Origin of the sequence: Streptomyces sp. MH60 (assembly GCF_002939385.1) — a bacterium.
In the GTDB taxonomy this organism is placed as follows: Bacteria; Actinomycetota; Actinomycetes; order Streptomycetales; family Streptomycetaceae; genus Streptomyces.
This window is the reverse complement of the sequence record NZ_MULI01000007.1, coordinates 152,750-172,793: the sequence shown is the minus strand read 5'-3', so window position 1 is coordinate 172,793 and position 20,044 is coordinate 152,750. Positions and strand designations below refer to the sequence as shown.

The window sequence follows — 20,044 nt, the reverse complement described above, 5'->3', positions numbered from 1 at the left end:
GCCCTGGCTGCCGTACCCGATGACCGCGACCTTGCGGCCCTGGATGATGGACAGGTCGGCGTCGGCGTCGTAGAACAACTCAGCCATGAGACTCACCTTTCGTGGACGACTCCCCGGGCGACATGACGGTCCCGTTCGGGCGCGCATCCGTGAACAGGTGGCGGGTCCACGTCGGCCGAGAGGGCGTAACACTATCTCACACGCTCTCCGCGTCGACGGGTGCTACAGCGCAGTCCTCATGTGCCACACATGTTTTGTTCTCCCTGGCAAAAGGGTGGCCGCGAGGAGCTGGCGCCGGGCCGGCGCTACCAGCCCGGCGACACTCCCGAGTCCGGCCCCGCCGGAGAGGCGGTGACCGGACAGGCGCAGCGTCTGACGGCCATGCGGGACGGAGAGGCACTGGCCGCGGGCCCGACCTTCGACTACGTCGCAGCCGAGGAGCCCCTCGTGCCGGGCGGGGAACAGGTGCGCAGGAACGAACAAGCCTGGCCCCGCCGCGCCGACCGGAGCCTCTCCCCGCGACGTGGCCGCGGCCTGGTCGGTGAGGGCCGCATGGCCGGTGGCACGGCGACGCTGACCGCCAGTGCCGCTCCCACCGCGGCCGCGGAGGCGGACACCACGTAGTGCCCGTAGCCCCACAGTCCGGCCGTGGACTGGGCTCTCAGGCGGCGCGGGCCTCCTGGCCGACGTTCTCGGACACGCCCTAGCGCTGCCCTGCGGCCCACTCGTCGAAGCGGGTCTCCGCGATGCGGGCGTCGGCGCCGGGGAGCAGATCCGACTCCTGAAGTGCGGCACCCCAGTAAAGACCGTTCGGGTCCGTCACGACCGTTCGGGTGTCGTCCCGCACGGCGAGGCCCTTGCGGATGAAGTCCTCCAGCCGGAACACGTCGGGACCCGCGACCTCGACCGTGCCGTTGACGGGCGCACCGACGGCCGTACGACCCACGGCCGCGGCCACGTCACCCGAGGAGATGGGCTGGATCTTGATGGGGGCGACACTCACGGTGTCACCCTCCGTCGCCGAGTCCGCCAGGGTCTTCGCGAACTCGAAGAACTGCGTGGCGTGCACGATCGAGTACGGAATCCCGGAGTCCTTGATCATGTCCTCCTGGGCCTGCTTGGCCTGGAAGTAGCCGCTCGCCTGGAGACGGTCGGTCCCCACGACGGAGAGCGCCACGTGGTGGGCGACACCGGCCTCCGCCTCGGCCTTCAGGAGGTTGGACGTCGAGACGCGGAAGAACTCCTTGACCGCGTCGTCCGCGAACGACGGAGAGTTCGACACGTCGACGACGACCGAGGCGCCGCGCAGCACCTCTGCCAGGCCCTCGCCCGTCATCGTGTTGACGCCGGTGTTCGGGGAGGCCGGGACCGCCTCGTGCCCGTGCTCGCCGAGCCTGGCGACGACCTGCGAACCGATGAGTCCGGTGCCGCCGATTACTACAACCTTCATCGAATGCCTTTCGGAGGTCTCTCCCGGAGCGGCGTCCAACGCCGCGACCGAGCTGTCTTCACGTAACCAATGACCGGGCAGGAGCGCCACCTGTGACAGGAGGACGGAGCAGGCGTCCGTTCCCCGCAGCCTCTCCGTCATTTCTCCGTGTGTGGGTTCCCCCACCCGAGAAATGACTGCGGAATGACTGTCGACCCGTTCAGTGGGTCCGATCGCCTCCGGCGGCGGCGTAGGTTCGGCCCATAAGTACCACGACGTCTGAATGAGGCCCTTGTTTCGGCTACTCGTCTCGGGAAGGAAACGTGGAGTGATGGGCGCCAAGAGGGTTGAGGAACACGGTAGTCGGGACGAGCGGGGACATGCGCGGCCCTCGGTGTCAGACCATGAGCCGCCCGCCGGACCACCCGGTCGGGACGAGGAGGTCTTCGCACGGCAAGGACGACGACTGTTCGCGCTCGCGTACGGCATGCTCGGCAGCGCCACGCAGGCCGAGGACGTCGTGCGGGGCGTCCGGCTGCGCTGGCAGGCCACCGACCGTGCGGCGGTGGCTGACCCACAGGCGTACCTGACCACGGTCACGACCCGGTTGTCGATCAACGTCGCGCACTCCGCGCGGCTGCGGCGCGCGTCTTACGTCGGCCCCTGGCTGCCCGAGCCCCTGGACACCGGCAACGATGCCGGGACCGGTGTCGCGGGCACGGGGCCGGTCGAGTTCGACGTCCTGCTCATGCTCGAGCAGCTGGACCTCGCGGAACGGGCGGCCTTCGTGCTGCGGGAGACGCTGGCCTCCCCCTACTCCGAGATCGCTGCCGTCCTCTGCGTCGACGAGGCCCAGGCCCGGCACCTGGTGCGCCGAGCGCGACGGCACCTCGCCACGGACCTCGCCACGGACCGCGTCGCGGACCGGCAAGGCCGCGAGGACACCGCCGGCCGGACGCGCGCGGGCGACGATGCCGAGGATTACGAGGCCGCATGACCGGGTCGACGCTTCCTCAGCGAACCACTCGACCGCTGCTCGGAGCTGTGCTGCTGCCTACGCGACCCCGACGGGTACCTGATCGAGCGGGGACAGCCGACGGGCCTGCTCCACGGAGTCCGGTCCTTCCGTGTGCGGGGGTGCGGAGCACGGTGGACGCGCCGGCCCGGGTGCCGCCGTGGACCGGTGCGCACCAGTAGGTGGGTGATGCCCGGCATCACCTGTCCACACTGATGTGACATGGTGTGTGGAGGTGCGAGTCGTGGGAGGGTGTTCGTTCATGGGCGGAGAAGTCGAGGAGCCGGAGCCCCAGATGGTTCTGTCCCCGCTGACCAGTGCGGCGATCTTCCTCGTCGTCACGATCGACAGCGGCGGGGAGGACACCGTCCGGGAGCTGCTGTCGGACGTCTCCTCGCTGGAACGGGCCGTCGGGTTCCGCGCGCAGCCCGACGGCAGGCTGAGCTGCGTCACCGGCATCGGTTCCGACGCCTGGGACCGGCTGTTCTCAGGAGCGCGTCCGGCCGGGCTGCATCCCTTCCGGGAGCTGGACGGGCCGGTGCACCGGGCGATCGCCACCCCGGGCGACCTGCTCTTCCACATCCGTGCCGCACGGCTGGACCTGTGCTTCGCACTCGCCACCGAGATCATGGGCCGGCTGCGCGGAGCGGTCACCCCTCAGGACGAGGTGCATGGCTTCAAGTACTTCGACGAACGCGACATGCTCGGTTTCGTCGACGGCACGGAGAACCCGACGGGAGCCGCGGCGCGCCGGGCCGTCCTCGTCGGTGACGAGGACCCGGCCTTCGCGGGCGGGAGTTACGTCGTCGTGCAGAAGTACCTGCACGACCTCGACGTGTGGGAGGGGCTCTCCGTCGAGGCCCAGGAGCGGGTGATCGGCCGCCGCAAGATGACCGACGTGGAGCTGTCCGACGCCGTCAAGCCGGCCGACTCGCACGTCGCCCTCACCAGTGTCACCGGTCCGGACGGCAGCGATCTGGAGATCCTGCGGGACAACATGCCCTTCGGGTCGGTGGGCCGCGAGGAGTTCGGCACGTACTTCATCGGCTACGCCCGCACCCCCGAGGTGACGGAGACGATGCTGGAGCGGATGTTCCTGGGCACCGCGTCGGCACCGCACGACCGCATCCTGGACTTCTCCACCCCCGTCACCGGCTCGCTGTTCTTCACACCGGCGGCGGACTTCCTGGAGGACCTTCCCGCTCGGCCCTGAGCACCGAGCGGCCCGGCCCGCGCCTGCCGGCCATGACGGAGCGGCTGGGAACTCGACGCCGCACTGTCGCCAGGCGTTCATGGCGCCGGCGGACGCGGGCCGGGCCGCCGTCGTCGTCGAGGTGGAACACCGGCCGATCCCGGACGCCGTACGACGCCACGGTCGGCAAGACCCCGGCCGAGCAGGCGCCGGCCCGCGCCCGGGCCGGTACCCGAGCCCTGGCTGTCCAGCGAGGTCATGCCCTGACACCACCATCGGGTGACGCGGCTCAACCAGGCGAGTGACGGCGGCCGTCACAGGCCGCTGCCGGGCGGACCGGCCCTCCAGGATCGGAGGCGCCGTCGTCCCCGGCGGATTGTGCATCGACCACGTCTGTGCCGTGCGATCGGTTCTCGACCACGGCTGTTCGAGGAGTCACCGCCATGCGTCCACGCTTCCTGTCCGTCCTGGCCGCCGTCGCGGCCGTCGCGGCACTCACGCAACCCGCCCACGCCGCCCCGCTCGTCGACGGCGTCTACCGCTTCGCGGCTCTCCAGGACGGCAAGTGCCTCGTGTGGCCCAAGACGCACGCCAACATCGGCGTGGTGTCCCTGGGCGCCTGCACGGACAACGCGTCGACCTCGGCGAACTGGCAGGTACGGCAACGCCCCAACGGAACCATGGAAGTCTCCACACCGGGCTCGGACCCGCGCACCTGCCTGATGGTGACGTCGCAGCACACCGTGTCGGTGAGCAACTGCGGCGACAAGTACGCCGAATGGACCGTCTCCTACGGCTCCGCCGGACCTGGCAGCGTGGTGTGGGCCGACATCGAGCACACGCCCGCCGACCGGTCGGCCTCCTACGGGAAGCTGGTGGACGATCCCGGTGTGACCGCCCGGCTCGTGGTGCGGCAGGCCCCCATCGAGCCCCACTACTGGGAACTGCAGCCGGCCGGTTAGAGCCCGGCCGACTCCTCGTACGACGCCGGCAGCCACCCGGATCGCTCGGGTGGCTGCCGACTCCCGTCCCCGGCCTCGATGCCGGCGGGCCCGCGACCGGAACCGTCCGCTGGGTCGCCCCTGCCGAACGCGACCGGGCCGAGTACCTCGGCGCCCGAGCCCAGCAAGGCGGATATCCGGACGGATTCAGCCCGGCGCGTCAGTGTCTGGTGGGGCCCCATAGTCTCGGGCGGGGGAGTGCGCGCCCACACCATCGGTGGCGCCACGGAGCCCGGCGAGGCAGCCTCCGTGGCCGCAGGTGCCGGAGCGTCAGCCGACCAGGTCGGCGGCGCGCTGTCGCAGGGCGTGTACCAGTGACGCGGTCGGTGCCGCGGCCCGGTCCGGCAGCGACACCAGGTCGACGCGTCGTACCTCCTCGGCGACGCCCGTGACATCGACGAAGCGTACGCCGTGCGGGACGACGGGCAGCAGCGCCGGTGAAGCCGTGGTGATGCCCGCCCCCGCCGCCACCAGGTGGAGCTTGGTCAGCCAGTCGCGGGCGGTGTGGGCGATCCGGGGCCTGCCGGGCAGCCCCGGCCAGACACCGAGCAGCGGATCGCCCGTCCCGCCGGGACCGGCGATCCAGGACTCGGAGGCGAGGTCCCCGACATCGGCGGTGCCGCGTTCGGCGAAGCGGCTGTCCGCCGGAACCGCCAGGGCCAGGCGGGTTTCCAGCAGGGGCTCGACGTGCAGGGGCGGGGCGTCCGTGTCGGGCGAGCGGTGCGGGGGCCGGGAGGTCAGCAGCGCCAGGTCGAGGGTGCCGCTGCGCAGCGCGCGCACCAGCGCGGGCGTGCTCCCCTCCCGGGTCGTCACCCGCACGCGCGAGCCTTCCCGGCGCAGCGCCGTGAGCGCGTCGGCCACGATCACCGCTCCCGCCGCGGGGAAGTACCCCAGCCGGACCCGGCTCGTGGCGTCCTGGACCCCGCGCAGTTCCCGGTCGGCCGCCTCCAGCGCGTCCAGTGCGGCGACGGCGTGGCGCAGCAGGGCGCGGCCCTCGCCGGTCGGCCGTACGCCGCCGGGGAAGCGGTCGAAGAGCCGGGCGCCCGCCGCCTGTTCCAGCGCGGCCACCTGCCGGGAGACCGCCGACTGCGTGTACCCGAGGCTGCGCGCGGCCGCCGTGAAGGTGCCCCGCTCCGCCACCTCGCGCAGCACCCGCAACCCGACCAGCGTCACATCGGCCATACCCATGAGGCCGCAGCATATCCGGCATGCCGAACATTCGCTGTCGGAATGACTCGCGGGCTCCTAGCGTCGGCGTCATGCCTCTGATCAGCATCTCCCTGCGCAAGGGAACCACGCCCGAGTACCGTCGTCTCGTCTCCGAGGCGCTCCACGCGTCCATGGTCGACGTCCTGAAGATCCCGCGGGACGACCAGTTCCACGTCTTTCACGAGGTCACGGACGACAACTTCGTCATGCAGCCGGTGGTGTTCGGCATACCGCGCAGCCGGCGCACCCTGTTCATCCAGCTGTCCTTCAACCGGCGCGGTGCCGGACAGAAGGCGGAACTCTTCCGGACGATCGTCGACAACCTCCGGCAGCGCGCGGGCGTCCCCGAGGAGGACGTCATGCTGGTGGCCTTCGAGACGGCGCGGGAGAACTGGTGGGCCGCCGGCCGCGTCGTCGATCCCGCCACGGGCTACGACGAGCGCATGACCGACGTGCCCGACCTGCCCGACGTGCCCGCCGATCCGGGCCGATAGGCGCCGCGGCAGGTCCTTGTCCGGTTCTCGTCCGGTTCTCGTCCTGTCCTCGGCTGTCCTCGTCGCCCTCGTCAGGAACGTGCGCCGCCGGGCGCCTGTGCCGCCCCGCCCGGTGGCGCCGTGCTCTGCCGTACGACGAGATGGGTCGCCAGTTCGATGCGGCGGCCGGCCCGGCCGGGATCGTCCGGGCGGAACAGCATGCGGGTGGCCTCCTCGGCCATGTGCCGCAGCGGCTGGTGGACGGTGGTCAGCGGCGGGCTCGACCACTGGGCCAGCGGCACGTCGTCGTAGCCCACGACCGAGAGGTCCTGAGGGACCCTCAGGCCGCTGACGCGGGCGGCCTCCAGCACGCCCAGCGCCTGGAGGTCGCTGCCCGCGAAGATCGCCGTCGGCCGCCCGGGACCGGCGAGCAGGTCCCTGCCGTGCTCGAAGCCGCTCTCCATGCTGTAGTCGCCGTAGCGGACGAGGGCCGGGTCGATCGGCAGGCCCGCCATGGTCATCGCCGAGCGGTAACCGTCGAGCCGGGCCAGTGAGCACAGCATGTCCTCGAACCCGGTGATGATCGCGACGCGTTCGTGCCCGTGGTCGGTGAGGTGACGGGTCGCCGCCAGCCCTCCGGCCCAGTTGGCGGAGCCGACCGACGGGACGTCGGGGTCGGGGTCGCCGGCCGGGTCGACGATGACGAAGGGGATGTCCCAGGACCGGAGCCGGTGCTTGACCTCCGCGGGGAGCGAGGAGAAGACCAGCACCACACCCAGCGGCCTGCGCTGGAGCACGCCGTCGATCCAGTCCGGCGCGGGCGCGTGCCGGGTGCCGCTGCGGGTGAGCACGACCTCGGTCCGGTTGGCCTTGGCGACGTCCTCCACGCCCCGGACGAGCTCCATCGCCCAGACGCTGTCCAACTCGTGGAAGACCAGTTCGACCAGCGGCGAGCGCGGCGGGCTCGCGGTGCGGCGGCGGTAGCCGTGCACTTCGAGGAGCCGCTCCACGCGGGCCCGGGTGGCGCTGGAGACATCCGAACGACCGTTGAGGACCTTCGAAACTGTCGGGGGCGAGACCCCCGCCTCTTTCGCCACCTCGGCCAGGGTCACCCTGGCGCTCACCTCAACTTCCTCGTGCATGCAGGAAGGATAGGCCATGCGGTCGATAACGTTTTGAGTCGGCAGCCGCACGGCCATTGACCAGAATTCCGGTCTCACTTTACTGTCCGACCAGCATGGACTTTCGGTGATGGCGCCGAAACTTTCGAAAGGCGAACGATGAAGACACGTGCGCGCTTGCCCAGACTGGTCGCCACCGGTGCGACGCTCGCCCTGGCGCTGAGCCTGTCGGCCTGCGGTGACGGGGACGGCGGGGCGTCGTCGGACGACGGCAAGATCCATGTCCTGGTCTACGGGGACGCCAGCAACAAGGTCGAACAGCAGATCGTCGACACCTTCAACAAGACGTCCGACGTCAAGGCGGTGCTCGACACCATCCCCGGTGCCGACTACCAGACGAAGCTCCAGACGATCATCAACACCCCGCAGGCCCCGGACGTCTTCTTCAACTGGGGCGGCGGCAGCATCAAGCCGTTCGTCAAGGCGGACCTGCTGCTGCCGCTCGACGACTTCATCAAGAAGAACCCGGACCTGGAGAAGAAGTTCCTGCCGTCCGTCTTCGAGAGCGCCGTCGTCGACGGCAAGCCGTACGGCGTCCCGATGCGCGGCACCCAGCCGGTCCTGCTCTTCCACAACAAGAAGGTCCTCGACGACGCGGGCGTCCAGCCGCCCAAGACCTGGGACGAGCTGCTCGCCGCGGTGGACAAGCTCAAGGACGCGGGCGTCACCCCGATCGCGCTCGGCGGCGGCGACGTCTGGCCCACCCAGATGTGGTTCCAGTACCTGTACGACCGCATAGCCGGCCCGGAGCTGTTCGCCAAGGCCGTCGGGGGCGACAAGAGCGCCTGGGAGAGCCCGGACAGCAAGAAGGCCCTGGACATGATCAAGGAGCTCGTCGACACCGGCGCCTTCGGCAAGAACTACGACTCCGTCAAGTACACCAACGGCGGCTCGGTCCAGCTCGTGGCCTCCGGCAAGGCCGGCTTCGAGCTGATGGGCTCCTGGTACTACTCCCAGCAGCTCACGGACCACAAGGAGTTCGCCGAGAAGGACCTCGGCTACTCCGCCTTCCCGACCGTCGAGGGCGGCAAGGGCGACCCGGCCGACGTGGCCGGCAACACCAACAACTACTACTCGGTGATGAAGAAGACCAAGCACCCCGAGGCGGTCGCCGAGTTCCTGAAGCTCATGTACTCCGACGAGTTCGTCAAGGCGCAGCTGGACATCGGCAACCTGCCGACCACGACCAACACCGACAAGTTCATCGACGGCTCCGGCACCCCCGAGTACTCGCGCTTCCAGTACGACCTCGTGTCCAAGGCCCCGTCCTTCCAGCTGTCCTGGGACCAGGCGTACCCGCAGAAGGCCAGCTCGGACATGCACAAGGCCATCCAGCAGTTCTTCAACGGACAGCTCGACACGGACGGCTTCATCAAGGCCATGCAGGCCCTCCCGACCGAGTGACGAACGGCTCATGACCACACACCTCACGAGCGCTCGGCCCGCCGCCGGACCCCGCAAGGAGTCCCGGCGGCGGCCGCCCGCCTCGTCCGCGACGACGGTGGGCCGCCCCGGCTTCGGCTGGGCGGTTCCCGCCGCACTGTTCTTCTTCCTCTTCGCGATCGTCCCGCTGATCATGGTGGCGGTGCTGTCCTTCATGAGCTGGGACGGCATCAGCTCGCCCGAGTTCGTCGGCACGGACAACTGGTCGCGCCTCATCGACGACCCGGTCATGCTCAAGAGCATCTGGCTGACCCTGCTGCTGACCGCGCTCGGCGTGGTCCTCCAGACCCCCCTGAGCATCCTGCTCGGCGTCTGGGCCGCGGGTCACCAGCGCAACCGCGCCGTCCTGTCCGTCATCTACTTCATCCCGCTGCTGCTGTCCGCGACGGCCGTGTCCGTGCTGTGGCGGGCGCTGCTCGACCCGAACTTCGGCATCCCGGCCGAGGCGAGCTGGCTCTTCGGCGACGGCAACCTCTTCGGTGAACAGAGCACCGCCATCGGGGTGCTGGCCTTCGTCAGCACCTGGCAGTTCACCCCGTTCCACACGCTGATCTACCAGGGCGCCGCCCGCGCGGTCCCACCGGTGCTCTACCAGGCGGCGGAGATCGACGGGGCGGGCCGCTACCGGCAGTTCTTCCACATCACCCTGCCGCAGCTGCGCACCTCCATGATCACCTCGATGATCCTGATGATCGTCGGCGGTCTGACCACCTTCGAGACGGTCCTGATCCTGACCCAGGGCGGCCCCGGCACCGACACCACCATCAGCGCCTACTACATGTACGACAAGGCGTTCAAGGGCTTCGACTACGGCATCGGCTCCGCGATCGCCCTGGCGCTGGTCGTGGCGGCCACGATCATCTCGCTGATCGTCGTCCGGGTCTCCGGCTACGACAAGATGCGCAGCTCCATGGAGGGTGTGTCATGAGGCGCCGACCCAACTATGTGGCCGGCGTCGGCTCGCTCGTCTGGCTCGTCCTGGTCGGGCTTCCGCTGTACGTGATGCTCGCCGCCACCCTGCGCACCCGCCAGGACTACGCCGAGAACGGCCCGGTCTCGCTCCCGGACAGCTTCACGCTGGACAACTTCACCGGCGCCTTCGACTCGGGCTTCGGCCAGTACTTCTTCAACACACTGGTCGTCACCGCCTGCGTGATCGGTATCGTGCTGCTGCTGGTCCCGCCGCTCGCCTACGCGATCGTCCGCAGCCGCGGCAGGGCCACCTCGGCGATCTTCCGGCTGTTCCTGCTCGGCCTCGCCATCCCGGCCCAGGCCGTCATCGTGCCGATGTTCTACCTGATCAGCGAAGCCGGGCTGTACGACAACCTGCTCGGCGTCATCCTGCCCACGGCCGCGTTCTGCCTGCCGATGTCCGCGCTCATCCTCAGCGGCGCGATGCGCGACATCTCCCCGGAGCTGTACGAGGCCATGGCGATGGACGGCGCCAGCCCGCGGCGCATGTTCTTCCAGCTCGTCGTGCCGCTGTCCCGCGGGGGACTGTCCACGATCGTGGTGTTCTCCGCGCTCCAGGCGTGGAACGGCTTCCTGTTCCCGCTCGTGCTGACCCAGTCCGAGTCCACCAAGGTGGTCACCCTGGGTCTGTACAACTTCCAGACCGCGCACGGCATCGACATCCCCGGTCTGCTGGGAGCCGTGGTGCTGTCCATGGTGCCCATCCTGCTCGTCTACCTGTTCGCCCGTCGTGCCCTGGTCCAGGGGCTGATGGGTGTCGGAGGAAAGTGACTGCCGACGTGGCCGTAGAGACCACCCCCGAAATCCCCCTCTGGAACGACCCCACCCACCCCGTCGCCGCCAGGGTCGACGCGCTCGTCGCCGCGATGACCCTCGAGGAGAAGATCGCCCAGCTGTACGGCGTGTGGGTCGGCGCCTCCGACCAGGGCGGCGAAGTCGCCCCCCACCAGCACGACATGGAGGAGGCCGTCGATCTCGACGCGCTCGTGCCCGCCGGCCTCGGTCAGCTGACCCGCCCCTTCGGCACCGTGCCCGTCGACCCCGCGCTCGGCGCGCTCTCCCTCATGCGCACCCAGGCCCGCATCACCTCGGCGAACCGCTTCGGCCTCCCCGCCGTGGCGCACGAGGAGTGCCTGGCCGGATTCGCCGCCTGGGGCGCCACGGCCTACCCCGTCCCGCTGTCCTGGGGCGCCACCTTCGACCCGGACGCGGTGCGCCGGATGGCCGCCGCCATCGGCCGCGACATGCGCTCCCTCGGCATCCACCAGGGCCTCGCCCCCGTCCTCGACGTGGTCCGCGACGCCCGCTGGGGCCGGGTGGAGGAGACCATCGGAGAGGACCCCTACCTCGTCGGCACCATCGGTACCGCCTACGTGCGGGGCCTCGAATCGTCCGGGATCGTCGCCACCCTCAAGCACTTCGTCGGCTACTCCGCCTCCCGCGCCGGCCGCAACCTCGCCCCCTCCTCCGTGGGCGCCCGCGAGCGGGCCGACGTCCTGCTGCCGCCGTTCGAGATGGCCGTCCGCGAGGGCGGCACCCGCTCGGTCATGCACGCCTACACCGATATGGACGGCGTGCCGGCCGCGGCCGACGAGACGCTGCTGACCGGACTGCTGCGCGACACCTGGGGCTTCGAAGGAACCGTCGTCGCCGACTACTTCGGCATCGCCTTCCTCAAGACCCTGCACGGCATCGCCGCCGACTGGGCCGACGCCGCGGGCGCCGCGCTGAAGGCGGGCGTCGACGTCGAACTGCCCACCGTCAAGACCTTCGGCGCCCCGCTCGTCGAGGCGGTCACCGAGGGCCGGGTCCCCGAGGCGCTCATCGACCGGGCGCTGCGCCGCGTCCTCGGGCAGAAGGCGGAGCTCGGACTGCTCGACCCGGACTGGAGCCCGCTCCCGCCCGCGCTCCACGGGGTGGACCTCGCGGACCCGGAGGCGCTGCGCGGAAGCATCGACCTGGACCGGCCCGAGAACCGGGAACTGGCCCGCGAGATCGCCGAGAAGGCGGTCGTCCTGCTCACCAACGACGGCACCCTGCCGCTGGCCCGGCCCCGCCGCATCGCCCTGGTCGGTCCCAACGCCACCGAGGCGACGGCCGTGCTCGGCTGCTACTCCTTCCCGCGGCACGTCGGGGTGCAGCACCCTCAGGTGCCGGTCGGCATCGACCTGCCCACCCTGCGCGACACCCTGACCGCCGAGTTCCCCGACGCGGACATCACCGTCGTCCGCGGCACCGGCGTCGACGACGGCGACCTGTCCGGCATCGGCGCGGCGGCGGACGCGGCCCGCGAGGCGGACGTCGTCGTCGCCGTCCTCGGCGACCGTGCGGGCCTGTTCGGCCGCGGCACCAGCGGCGAGGGCTGCGACGCCGAGTCCCTCGCGCTGCCCGGCGCCCAGCAGCAGCTCCTCGACGCGCTGCTCGACTCCGGCACCCCGGTGGTCACGGTCCTGCTCGCCGGACGGCCGTACGCGCTGGGCCGGGCCGTCGCCGAGTCCGCCGCGATCGTGCAGTCGTTCTTCCCCGGCGAGGAGGGCACCGCGGCGATCGCCGGTGTGCTGAGCGGGCGCACCAGCCCCTCGGGGAGGCTGCCGGTCAGCGTGCCCGGCGGGGCGGGTGCCCAGCCGACCACCTACCTGGGGGCGCGGCTCGCCCACGCCAGCGAGGTGTCCAACATCGACCCGACACCGGCCTTCGGCTTCGGGCACGGGCTCACCTACACCACGTTCGCCTGGAGCGACCTCGTGGCGCACACCGAGGAGGCGCCGACCGACGGCGGGTTCTCGCTGGAACTGACCGTCCGCAACACCGGCGAACGGCACGGCACCGAGGTGGTGCAGCTCTACCTGCACGACCCGGTCGCCTCCGTCGTCCAGCCGGTGCAGCGCCTCGTCGGCTACACGCGGGTGCCGCTGGCCCCCGGTGCGGCCCGCAGGGTGCGCGTCGAGGTCCCGGCCGACCTCGCCTCCTTCACCGGCCGCGACGGCCGCCGCGTCGTCGAACCGGGCGACCTGGAGCTGCGGTTCGCCGCGTCCAGCACCGAACCGCGGCTGACGGCGACGGTCGCGCTCACCGGACCGGAACGGCCGGTCGACCACACGCGGCGGCTGCACGCGGTGTTCACGCAGGAAGCGCACGAAGCGCAGGAAGCCGTCGAGGGCGCCTGAGCCGTCGGCACAGGACGAGCGGTGGTCCCGGGTCCGTGGTCCCGGCACCACCGCTCGCCGCGCGGCTCAGCGCACGACGTCGAAGACGTTCTTCTGGATGCCGTTGGCGTAGACCTCGTGCTCGACGAGCCTCAGCTGCTGCGCGTCCTTGTCGGTGTCGCTGAACAGCCGCTTGCCCGCACCGAGGAGGAGCGGGAAGACCAGCAGGTGGTAGCGGTCGATCAGGCCGGCGTCCGACAGGCTCCGGTTCAGGGCGGCGCTGCCGTGGACGATGATCGGGCCGCCCCCGGTCTCCTTCAGCGCGGCGACCTCGTCGAGCGAGCGCAGGATCGTCGTCTCGCCCCAGTTCGTCACCAGGTCGTCCTCGGTGAGGGTGGTGGAGACGACGTACTTCGGCATCGTCCGGTACTCCGGGAACTCCGCCATGCCGGGCCACACCGGGCTGAACGCCTCGTAGCTGGCCCGGCCGAGGAGCAGTGCCGTGGCCTCTCCCTGCTCCCGGCCCTTGATCTCGTACGCCTCCGGGAGGAAGTCCACGAGCTTGACGGTCCACCCGGAGTTCCGGTAGCCGGGCTCACCGCCCGGGGCCTCCACGACACCGTCGAGCGAGACGAAGGCGGTGCTGATCAGAGTACGCATGATGGGGTTCCTCAACGTTTCGTGTCCGGTCCGTGCACCCCTACGACCCGGGGCGGGGGGAAAACTCATCGGTCGCCGGTCCGGGGCGAGTGACCGGGTGTGCCCGCAGCGCGTCGACGGCGTGCAGGGCCACGTGCAGCTCGGTGCGCTGCTCGCCGGACTCCAGGTCGCGGCCGAGCAGCCGCTCGATGGTGCGCAGCCGTTGGTAGACGGTCTCCCGGGACAGACCGGCCGACCGGGCGGCCACCGTCTTGTTGCCCGCGGCGTCCAGATAACCGCGCAGGGTGGCCACGAGGTCGGTGCCGTGCCGGGCGTCGTGGTCGAGCAGCGGGCCCAGCCGCCGTTCCGCGTACTCCTGGACGCGCGGGTCGTCGCCTAGCGCGTACAGCAGGCGACGCAGCCCGATGTCGCCTCGCTCGTGGAAGGAACGGCCGGACGGGAGGGCCCGGCCGGGTTCGGTGGCCTCGGCCACCCGGGCCGCCTCGCGGAACGAGCGCGTCACGTCGGCGAGGTCCTCGGCGGGCGCGCCCGCGCTCACCGTCGCGCCCGGGGCCGCGTCCAGGGCGGTGCGGCTCAGCCGCTCGACGGCCTCGCGCCACGGCCGGGACGGGCGCAGCGCCAGCAGTACGCCAAGGCGGGTGGGGGACAGGAGCCCGACGAGGGCCCGCGCCCCCGTCGCGGTCAGCTCCTCGGAGAGCCGGGTCTCGGCCGCCCCGCTGTCCTGCTCGGACGGCAGGTCGGCGAGGACGGCGATGAACCGGGCGTGCTCGACGGGCAGTCCCAGGGCCGCGACGCGGGCCCGGGCGTCTGCGGGGGAGCGGTGCCGCTGCTCGACCAGGTCGCGCAGGGCGTCGCGGTGGGCGGTGCGCTCCCAGGGCGTGGGGTGGGTGAGCCGGGCGATGGTGAGCGCCATCGCGGTCCGCTCCAGCACCGTGACGTCCTCGGGCCCGAGGGACCGGCCGCGGAATGCGGCGGGGAGCATGACCACCCGGCCCCATCGCTCGCCCTGGTACTCCACCGGGGCCGCCAGCCAGCCCTCGGGACCGGACAGCCCCGCGCGGTCGGTGGCCGGTGTGGTGCGCGAGCGCCGTTCCCAGTCCGTGAGCGCGGCCCGGACCGAGGTCCCGGAGGGCGCGCAGAGCAGCGCCAGGTGGACCAGGTTCTCCAGCACGACCGTACGGCCGCTCATCTCCGCCGCGGCCCGCAGCACCTCCTCCGGGCCCGCACCGCGCAGGGTGAGCGCGGTGAACGCCTCGTGGACGCGCTGGGTCCGGTGGATCGCGTCCGCCTGGTGGCCGACGATCAGGGTGTGGACCACCTGGGTGACCTCCAGGAAGTTGACGTCCCTGGCGAGCGTGACGAGCGGCAGCCCGTGCGCACGGCAGGCGCGGACCAGGGCGTCGGGCGGCCGGTGATAGCGGCGTACCAGCTCGATGACGAGGGCGGCGGCACCGACGGCGGCGAGTTCGTCGACGTAGCGGCGGACACCGGCGGGGTCGTCGGGCAGGGGCATGCCGGTGGTGAGGAGGAGTTCGCCGCCCTTCAGGAAGGAAGCGGGGTCCGTCAGTTCGGTGACGTGGACCCAGCGGACCGGACGGTCGAGATGCTCCGCACCGGTCACCACCCGCGGATCACCGGTGGCCAGGACCGGCAGCGCCAGCACGTCGGCCACGGTGGGCGACCGGTCCGCCGGGCCCGGCTGCCGGTGCTCGCTCACGGTGCCTCCCTGTGCACCCAGGTTACGCCGAACGCCTGACACATCGTCCGGACACGCTGCCCCGTCCGGACAGATCACGCGTTGCCGCGCCCGGCGGGGCGGGAAGGCTCCCGGGACCGCAGGAGACCGACGAACAGGCCGGGAGACGAGCATGACCGCACTGTCGCCGCACCTTCGCCAGGCCACCCCCGTGGTGGCGGTCCGGGGCGAGGGGGTCCATATCGAGGGCGAGGACGGCCGCCGCTATCTGGACTTCACCGCCGGCATCGGCGTCACCAGCACCGGCCACTGCCACCCCAGGGTCGTGGCCGCCGCCCAGGAGCAGGTGGCCACCCTGGTCCACGGCCAGTACACGACCGTCCTGCACCCGCCGCTGCGGCGCCTGGTCGACAAGCTCGGCGAGGTGCTGCCGGACGGCCTGGACAGTCTGTTCTTCACCAACTCCGGCAGCGAGGCGGTCGAGGCCGCGCTGCGCCTGGCCCGTCAGGCCACCGGACGGCCCAACGTGCTGGTCTGCCACGGCGGCTTCCACGGCCGCACGGTGGCCGCCGCCGCCATGACCACCTCCGGCACCCGCTTCCGGTCCGGGTTCTCGCCGCTGATGAGCGGCGTGGTCGTCACCCCGTTCCCGACGGCCTTCCGCTACGGCTGGGACGAGGAGACGGCCACCCGCTTCGCCCTGAGGGAGCTCGACTACACCCTCCAGACGATCTCCTCGCCCGCCGACACCGCCGCCGTGATCGTCGAACCGGTCCTCGGCGAGGGCGGGTACGTCCCCGCGAACCGCGCCTTCGTCCAGGGTCTGCGCGAGCGCGCCGACCGGCACGGCTTCCTGCTGATCCTCGACGAGGTGCAGACCGGCGTGGGCCGCACCGGGCGGTTCTGGGGTCACGAGCACTTCGGCGTCACCCCCGACATCCTCGTCACCGCCAAGGGACTGGCCAGCGGCTTCCCGCTGTCCGGCATCGCCGCCCCCGAGGAGCTGATGCGCAAGGCCTGGGCCGGCTCGCAGGGCGGGACGTACGGCGCCAACGCGGTCGCGTGCGCGGCGGCCTGCGCCACGCTGGACGTCGTACGCGAGGAGAAGCTGGTCGAGAACGCCGAGACGATGGGCGCCCGGCTCCGCCACGGCCTGGAGGCGGTGGCGTCCCGGACCCCGGCCATCGGCGACGTGCGCGGCATGGGGCTGATGCTGGCCAGCGAGTTCGTCACCGAGGACGGCGAGCCGGACCCCGAGACCGCCGCCCGGGTGCAGCGGGCCGCCGTCGACGAAGGTCTGCTCCTGCTGCTCTGCGGGGCCTGGAACCAGGTGGTCCGGATGATCCCGGCCCTGGTGATCGACGAGACGGCCGTGGACGAGGGGCTCCGGGCGTGGGCCGCCGCCGTCCGGGCCGGGACGGCGGGGGCGGCGCGATGACGACGGCCGCCGCGCACCGCCGCACGACCCGCCCCGTACCCGCGACCCGCCCCGTACGCAGGACGCACCGGTGATCAGGAGGGACCCCATGACCGACACCCCCACGCAGCTGTTCCTCGGCGGTGCCTGGGTGGACGCCGCGGACGGCGCCGTCATGCCCGTGGACGACCCCGCGACCGGTGAGATCCTCGCCCACGTCGCCGACGCGGGCCCCAAGGACGCCCGGCTCGCCGAGGAGGCGGCGGTCCAGGCGCAGCGGGAGTGGGCCCGGACGGCGCCGAGGGCGCGCAGCGAGATCCTGCGCCGCGCCCACGAGATCGTGCTGGCGCGCACGGACGCACTGGCCCGCCTGATGACCTCCGAGATGGGCAAGCCGCTCGCCGAGGCCCGGGGCGAGGTCGCCTACGCCGCGGAGTTCTTCCGCTGGTTCTCCGAGGAGGCCGTCCGGATCGACGGCGGGCACGGCGTCCTGCCCGACGGACGCCACCGCATGCTGCTCTCCCGGCGCCCGGTCGGCCCCTGCCTGCTGATCACCCCGTGGAACTTCCCGCTCGCCATGGGCGCCCGCAAGATCGGTCCCGCGATCGCGGCCGGCTGCACGATGGTGCTCAAACCGGCCCCGCAGACCCCGCTCTCCAGCCTGGCGCTCGCCGCGATCCTCAAGGAGGCGGGACTGCCGGACGGGGTGCTGAACGTCGTCACCACCTCCAGGGCGGGTGAGGTGTGCGAGCCGCTGCTGCGCGGCGGGCGGATCCGCAAGCTGTCCTTCACCGGTTCGACGGACGTCGGCCGGCTGCTCCTCGCACAGTGCGCGGACACCGTCGTGCGGACCTCGATGGAGCTGGGCGGCAACGCGCCGTTCGTCGTCTTCGACGACGCGGACCTGGACGCCGCCGTGGACGGCGCGATGGTCGCCAAGATGCGCAACATGGGCGAGGCCTGCACCGCCGCCAACCGCTTCTTCGCGCACCGTTCGGTGGCCCAGGAGTTCGCCGACCGGCTGGCCCGGCGGATGGGTGCGCTCGTCGTGGGCCCCGGGACCGACGACGGCGTGGACGTCGGCCCGCTCATCGACGCCGCCGGACGCGCCAAGGTCGAGGAGCTGGTCGCCGACGCGGTGGAGCGCGGTGCCCGGGTGCTGGTCGGTGGCCGCACGCCCGAGGGGCCCGGCTGCTTCTACCCGCCCACGGTGCTCACCGACGTCGCGCCGGACAGCCGCCTGATGGGCACGGAGATCTTCGGCCCCGTCGCGGCGATCCTCACCTTCGACGAGGAGGACGAGGTGGTCCGCCGCGCCAACGACACCCCGTGGGGACTCGTCGGCTACGTCTTCACCGAAGGCCTGGACCGCGCGCTGCGGGTCAGCGAGCGCCTGGAGGTCGGCATGGTCGGACTCAACACCGGCCTGGTCTCCAACCCGGCCGCGCCCTTCGGCGGCGTCAAGCAGTCGGGCCTCGGAAGGGAGGGCGGCCGGGTCGGCATCGAGGAGTTCCTGGAGTACCAGTACGTGGCGCTGCCGACCCGGTGACGAAGAGGGTCCCGGCTCCCGGGGGGAGGGAGGCTCCGCAGGGTCGGCTTTGCATGGTCATGCGTAATCATGCATACTCTTCCTATGTCCAAGGTCCTCACCTCCCTCCCCACCGGCGAGCGCGTCGGTATCGCCTTCTCGGGCGGCCTCGACACCTCGGTCGCGGTCGCGTGGATGCGTGACAAGGGCGCCGTCCCCTGCACGTACACCGCCGACATCGGCCAGTACGACGAGCCCGACATCGCTTCGGTGCCCGACCGTGCCAGGACGTACGGCGCCGAGGTCGCGCGCCTGGTCGACTGCCGCGAGGCGCTGGTCGAGGAGGGGCTGGCCGCGCTCACCTGCGGGGCGTTCCACATCCGCTCGGGCGGGCGTGCCTACTTCAACACCACGCCGCTCGGCCGTGCCGTCACGGGCACCCTCCTCGTCCGGGCGATGCTCGAGGACGACGTCCAGATCTGGGGCGACGGCTCCACGTTCAAGGGCAACGACATCGAGCGGTTCTACCGGTACGGCCTGCTCGCCAACCCGCAGCTCAGGATCTACAAGCCGTGGCTCGACGCGGACTTCGTGACCGAGCTGGGCGGGCGCAAGGAGATGTCGGAGTGGCTGGTCGCCCACGACCTGCCCTACCGGGACTCCACGGAGAAGGCCTACTCCACCGACGCCAACATCTGGGGCGCCACGCACGAGGCCAAGACGCTGGAGCACCTCGACACCGGCGTGGAGACCGTGGAGCCCATCATGGGCGTGCGGTTCTGGGACCCGTCGGTCGAGATCGCGCCCGAGGACGTGACCATCGGCTTCGACCAGGGCCGCCCGGTGACGATCAACGGCAAGGAGTTCGCCTCCGCCGTCGACCTGGTCATGGAGGCCAACGCCATCGGCGGCCGGCACGGCCTGGGCATGTCCGACCAGATCGAGAACCGGATCATCGAGGCCAAGAGCCGCGGCATCTACGAGGCGCCCGGCATGGCCCTGCTGCACGCCGCCTACGAGCGCCTGGTCAACGCCATCCACAACGAGGACACCCTCGCCCAGTACCACACCGAGGGCCGGCGGCTCGGCCGGCTGATGTACGAGGGCCGCTGGCTGGACCCGCAGTCCCTGATGATCCGCGAGTCGCTGCAGCGCTGGGTCGGCTCGGCGGTCACCGGCGAGGTCACCCTCAGGCTGCGGCGCGGCGAGGACTACTCGATCCTCGACACCACGGGTCCGGCGTTCAGCTACCACCCGGACAAGCTCTCCATGGAGCGCACCGAGGACTCCGCGTTCGGCCCGGTGGACCGGATCGGCCAGCTGACCATGCGCAACCTGGACATCGCCGACTCCCGCGCCAAGCTGGAGCAGTACGCCGGCCTCGGCCTCATCGGCACCGCCAACCCGGCCATCGGCGCCGCCCAGGCCGCGGCGACCGGGCTGATCGGCGCCATGCCGGAGGGCGGCGCGCAGGCCATCGCCTCCCGCGGCGAGGTCTCCGCCGACGACGAGCTGCTGGACCGCGCCGCGATGGAGTCCGGCACGGACTGATCCCCGTCGCCCCCCACGACCGGGGACCACACACCGGCGAGGGCCGGCTCGACGCCTCAGGGCGTCGGGCCGGCCCTTGTTGTTTTGTCACGTCTGTTGCTCCACCTCGTGCACGACTTGCGCGCCTTGCG

The 20,044-nt window shown here is 71.6% G+C and carries 17 protein-coding genes and 1 pseudogene; 13 read left to right on the top strand and 5 right to left on the bottom strand.

Translation table 11 applies throughout. The features are described 5' to 3' along the window. The first annotated feature begins 249 nt into the window (after positions 1–249). Positions 250–624, top strand: coding sequence for a hypothetical protein (locus BZZ08_RS38765; RefSeq protein WP_157953319.1), 375 nt, complete (start codon positions 250–252; stop codon positions 622–624). Positions 625–703: 79 nt separating this feature from the next. On the opposite strand, the gene BZZ08_RS08010 is transcribed toward BZZ08_RS38765, so the two are convergent. Next, entirely contained in the window at positions 704–1,450 is a 747-nt protein-coding gene (locus tag BZZ08_RS08010; RefSeq protein ID WP_104631431.1) for an SDR family oxidoreductase, read from the bottom strand. A 373-nt stretch (positions 1,451–1,823) separates the two neighbouring features. Here BZZ08_RS08010 and BZZ08_RS08005 point away from each other — a divergent pair, with 373 nt between their 5' ends. From BZZ08_RS08005 to BZZ08_RS07990, 4 genes and pseudogenes are all read left to right on the top strand, one after another. After that, entirely contained in the window at positions 1,824–2,426 is a 603-nt protein-coding gene (locus BZZ08_RS08005) for a sigma factor-like helix-turn-helix DNA-binding protein (protein WP_241965405.1), read from the top strand. 3 nt (positions 2,427–2,429) lie between these two features. After that, a pseudogene (locus BZZ08_RS39435) lies at positions 2,430–2,546 on the top strand (VOC family protein); the annotation flags it as partial. A gap of 160 nt (positions 2,547–2,706) precedes the next feature. Continuing rightward, complete coding sequence (locus BZZ08_RS07995) at positions 2,707–3,657, top strand: Dyp-type peroxidase (protein WP_104631429.1); 951 nt, start codon at positions 2,707–2,709, stop codon at positions 3,655–3,657. A gap of 422 nt (positions 3,658–4,079) precedes the next feature. Beyond that, a complete protein-coding gene (locus BZZ08_RS07990) occupies positions 4,080–4,598 on the top strand; it encodes a hypothetical protein (protein ID WP_104631428.1) in 519 nt (172 codons plus the stop codon). 309 nt (positions 4,599–4,907) lie between these two features. Here the strand turns inward: BZZ08_RS07990 and BZZ08_RS07980 are convergent, their stop codons facing one another. Further along, entirely contained in the window at positions 4,908–5,825 is a 918-nt protein-coding gene (locus tag BZZ08_RS07980; RefSeq protein ID WP_198601360.1) for a LysR family transcriptional regulator, read from the bottom strand. A 71-nt stretch (positions 5,826–5,896) separates the two neighbouring features. Here BZZ08_RS07980 and BZZ08_RS07975 point away from each other — a divergent pair, with 71 nt between their 5' ends. After that, entirely contained in the window at positions 5,897–6,340 is a 444-nt protein-coding gene (locus BZZ08_RS07975) for a tautomerase family protein (protein WP_104631426.1), read from the top strand. A 71-nt stretch (positions 6,341–6,411) separates the two neighbouring features. Here the strand turns inward: BZZ08_RS07975 and BZZ08_RS07970 are convergent, their stop codons facing one another. Beyond that, positions 6,412–7,461 (bottom strand): LacI family DNA-binding transcriptional regulator, encoded by a 1,050-nt coding sequence (locus BZZ08_RS07970; RefSeq protein ID WP_198601359.1) that lies wholly within the window; start codon positions 7,459–7,461, stop codon positions 6,412–6,414. 138 nt (positions 7,462–7,599) lie between these two features. Here BZZ08_RS07970 and BZZ08_RS07965 point away from each other — a divergent pair, with 138 nt between their 5' ends. The 4 genes from BZZ08_RS07965 to BZZ08_RS07950 are packed head-to-tail and all read left to right on the top strand — an operon-like array spanning position 7,600 to position 13,082. Then, a complete protein-coding gene (locus tag BZZ08_RS07965) occupies positions 7,600–8,904 on the top strand; it encodes an ABC transporter substrate-binding protein (RefSeq protein WP_104631425.1) in 1,305 nt (434 codons plus the stop codon). A gap of 10 nt (positions 8,905–8,914) precedes the next feature. Continuing rightward, the gene (locus BZZ08_RS07960; protein ID WP_104631424.1) at positions 8,915–9,871 is read left to right on the top strand and encodes a carbohydrate ABC transporter permease; all 957 of its coding nucleotides are present in this window, start codon (positions 8,915–8,917) and stop codon (positions 9,869–9,871) included. Then, the gene (locus BZZ08_RS07955; protein WP_104631423.1) at positions 9,868–10,686 is read left to right on the top strand and encodes a carbohydrate ABC transporter permease; all 819 of its coding nucleotides are present in this window, start codon (positions 9,868–9,870) and stop codon (positions 10,684–10,686) included. Before BZZ08_RS07960 ends, BZZ08_RS07955 begins: the two co-directional genes overlap by 4 nt. Then, entirely contained in the window at positions 10,683–13,082 is a 2,400-nt protein-coding gene (locus BZZ08_RS07950; protein ID WP_104631422.1) for a beta-xylosidase/alpha-l-arabinosidase, read from the top strand. The genes BZZ08_RS07955 and BZZ08_RS07950 overlap by 4 nt, the downstream gene beginning before the upstream one ends. A gap of 66 nt (positions 13,083–13,148) precedes the next feature. Here the strand turns inward: BZZ08_RS07950 and BZZ08_RS07945 are convergent, their stop codons facing one another. Continuing rightward, the gene (locus tag BZZ08_RS07945; RefSeq protein WP_198601358.1) at positions 13,149–13,721 is read right to left on the bottom strand and encodes a dihydrofolate reductase family protein; all 573 of its coding nucleotides are present in this window, start codon (positions 13,719–13,721) and stop codon (positions 13,149–13,151) included. A gap of 40 nt (positions 13,722–13,761) precedes the next feature. After that, positions 13,762–15,438 (bottom strand): PucR family transcriptional regulator, encoded by a 1,677-nt coding sequence (locus BZZ08_RS07940; protein WP_198601357.1) that lies wholly within the window; start codon positions 15,436–15,438, stop codon positions 13,762–13,764. A 151-nt stretch (positions 15,439–15,589) separates the two neighbouring features. Here BZZ08_RS07940 and BZZ08_RS07935 point away from each other — a divergent pair, with 151 nt between their 5' ends. The 3 genes from BZZ08_RS07935 to argG all read left to right on the top strand — a co-directional run bounded on the left by BZZ08_RS07935 (position 15,590) and on the right by argG (position 19,913). Then, positions 15,590–16,855 carry an aspartate aminotransferase family protein gene (locus BZZ08_RS07935; RefSeq protein ID WP_104631420.1) on the top strand — a complete coding sequence of 422 codons (1,266 nt, stop codon included), beginning with the start codon at positions 15,590–15,592 and terminating at the stop codon, positions 16,853–16,855. Between the two features lie 88 nt (positions 16,856–16,943). Next, complete coding sequence (locus BZZ08_RS07930) at positions 16,944–18,383, top strand: NAD-dependent succinate-semialdehyde dehydrogenase (RefSeq protein WP_104631419.1); 1,440 nt, start codon at positions 16,944–16,946, stop codon at positions 18,381–18,383. 84 nt (positions 18,384–18,467) lie between these two features. After that, positions 18,468–19,913 (top strand): argininosuccinate synthase, encoded by a 1,446-nt coding sequence (gene argG, locus BZZ08_RS07925; protein WP_104631418.1) that lies wholly within the window; start codon positions 18,468–18,470, stop codon positions 19,911–19,913. Positions 19,914–20,044 lie beyond the last annotated feature (131 nt).

What these genes read in the sequence shown, in the direction of transcription:
- BZZ08_RS07935 (WP_104631420.1), top strand. Translation starts at nt 15,590, where the DNA reads ATGACCGCACTGTCGCCGCACCTTCGCCAGGCCACCCCCGTGGTGGCG.
- BZZ08_RS07945 (WP_198601358.1), bottom strand. Translation starts at nt 13,721, where the DNA reads ATGCGTACTCTGATCAGCACCGCCTTCGTCTCGCTCGACGGTGTCGTG.
- BZZ08_RS07995 (WP_104631429.1), top strand. Translation starts at nt 2,707, where the DNA reads ATGGGCGGAGAAGTCGAGGAGCCGGAGCCCCAGATGGTTCTGTCCCCG.
- BZZ08_RS07955 (WP_104631423.1), top strand. Translation starts at nt 9,868, where the DNA reads ATGAGGCGCCGACCCAACTATGTGGCCGGCGTCGGCTCGCTCGTCTGG.
- BZZ08_RS07960 (WP_104631424.1), top strand. Translation starts at nt 8,915, where the DNA reads ATGACCACACACCTCACGAGCGCTCGGCCCGCCGCCGGACCCCGCAAG.
- BZZ08_RS07980 (WP_198601360.1), bottom strand. Translation starts at nt 5,825, where the DNA reads ATGGGTATGGCCGATGTGACGCTGGTCGGGTTGCGGGTGCTGCGCGAG.
- BZZ08_RS07975 (WP_104631426.1), top strand. Translation starts at nt 5,897, where the DNA reads ATGCCTCTGATCAGCATCTCCCTGCGCAAGGGAACCACGCCCGAGTAC.
- BZZ08_RS08010 (WP_104631431.1), bottom strand. Translation starts at nt 1,450, where the DNA reads ATGAAGGTTGTAGTAATCGGCGGCACCGGACTCATCGGTTCGCAGGTC.
- BZZ08_RS07970 (WP_198601359.1), bottom strand. Translation starts at nt 7,461, where the DNA reads ATGCACGAGGAAGTTGAGGTGAGCGCCAGGGTGACCCTGGCCGAGGTG.
- BZZ08_RS38765 (WP_157953319.1), top strand. Translation starts at nt 250, where the DNA reads ATGTTTTGTTCTCCCTGGCAAAAGGGTGGCCGCGAGGAGCTGGCGCCG.
- BZZ08_RS07965 (WP_104631425.1), top strand. Translation starts at nt 7,600, where the DNA reads ATGAAGACACGTGCGCGCTTGCCCAGACTGGTCGCCACCGGTGCGACG.
- argG (WP_104631418.1), top strand. Translation starts at nt 18,468, where the DNA reads ATGTCCAAGGTCCTCACCTCCCTCCCCACCGGCGAGCGCGTCGGTATC.
- BZZ08_RS07990 (WP_104631428.1), top strand. Translation starts at nt 4,080, where the DNA reads ATGCGTCCACGCTTCCTGTCCGTCCTGGCCGCCGTCGCGGCCGTCGCG.
- BZZ08_RS07930 (WP_104631419.1), top strand. Translation starts at nt 16,944, where the DNA reads ATGACCGACACCCCCACGCAGCTGTTCCTCGGCGGTGCCTGGGTGGAC.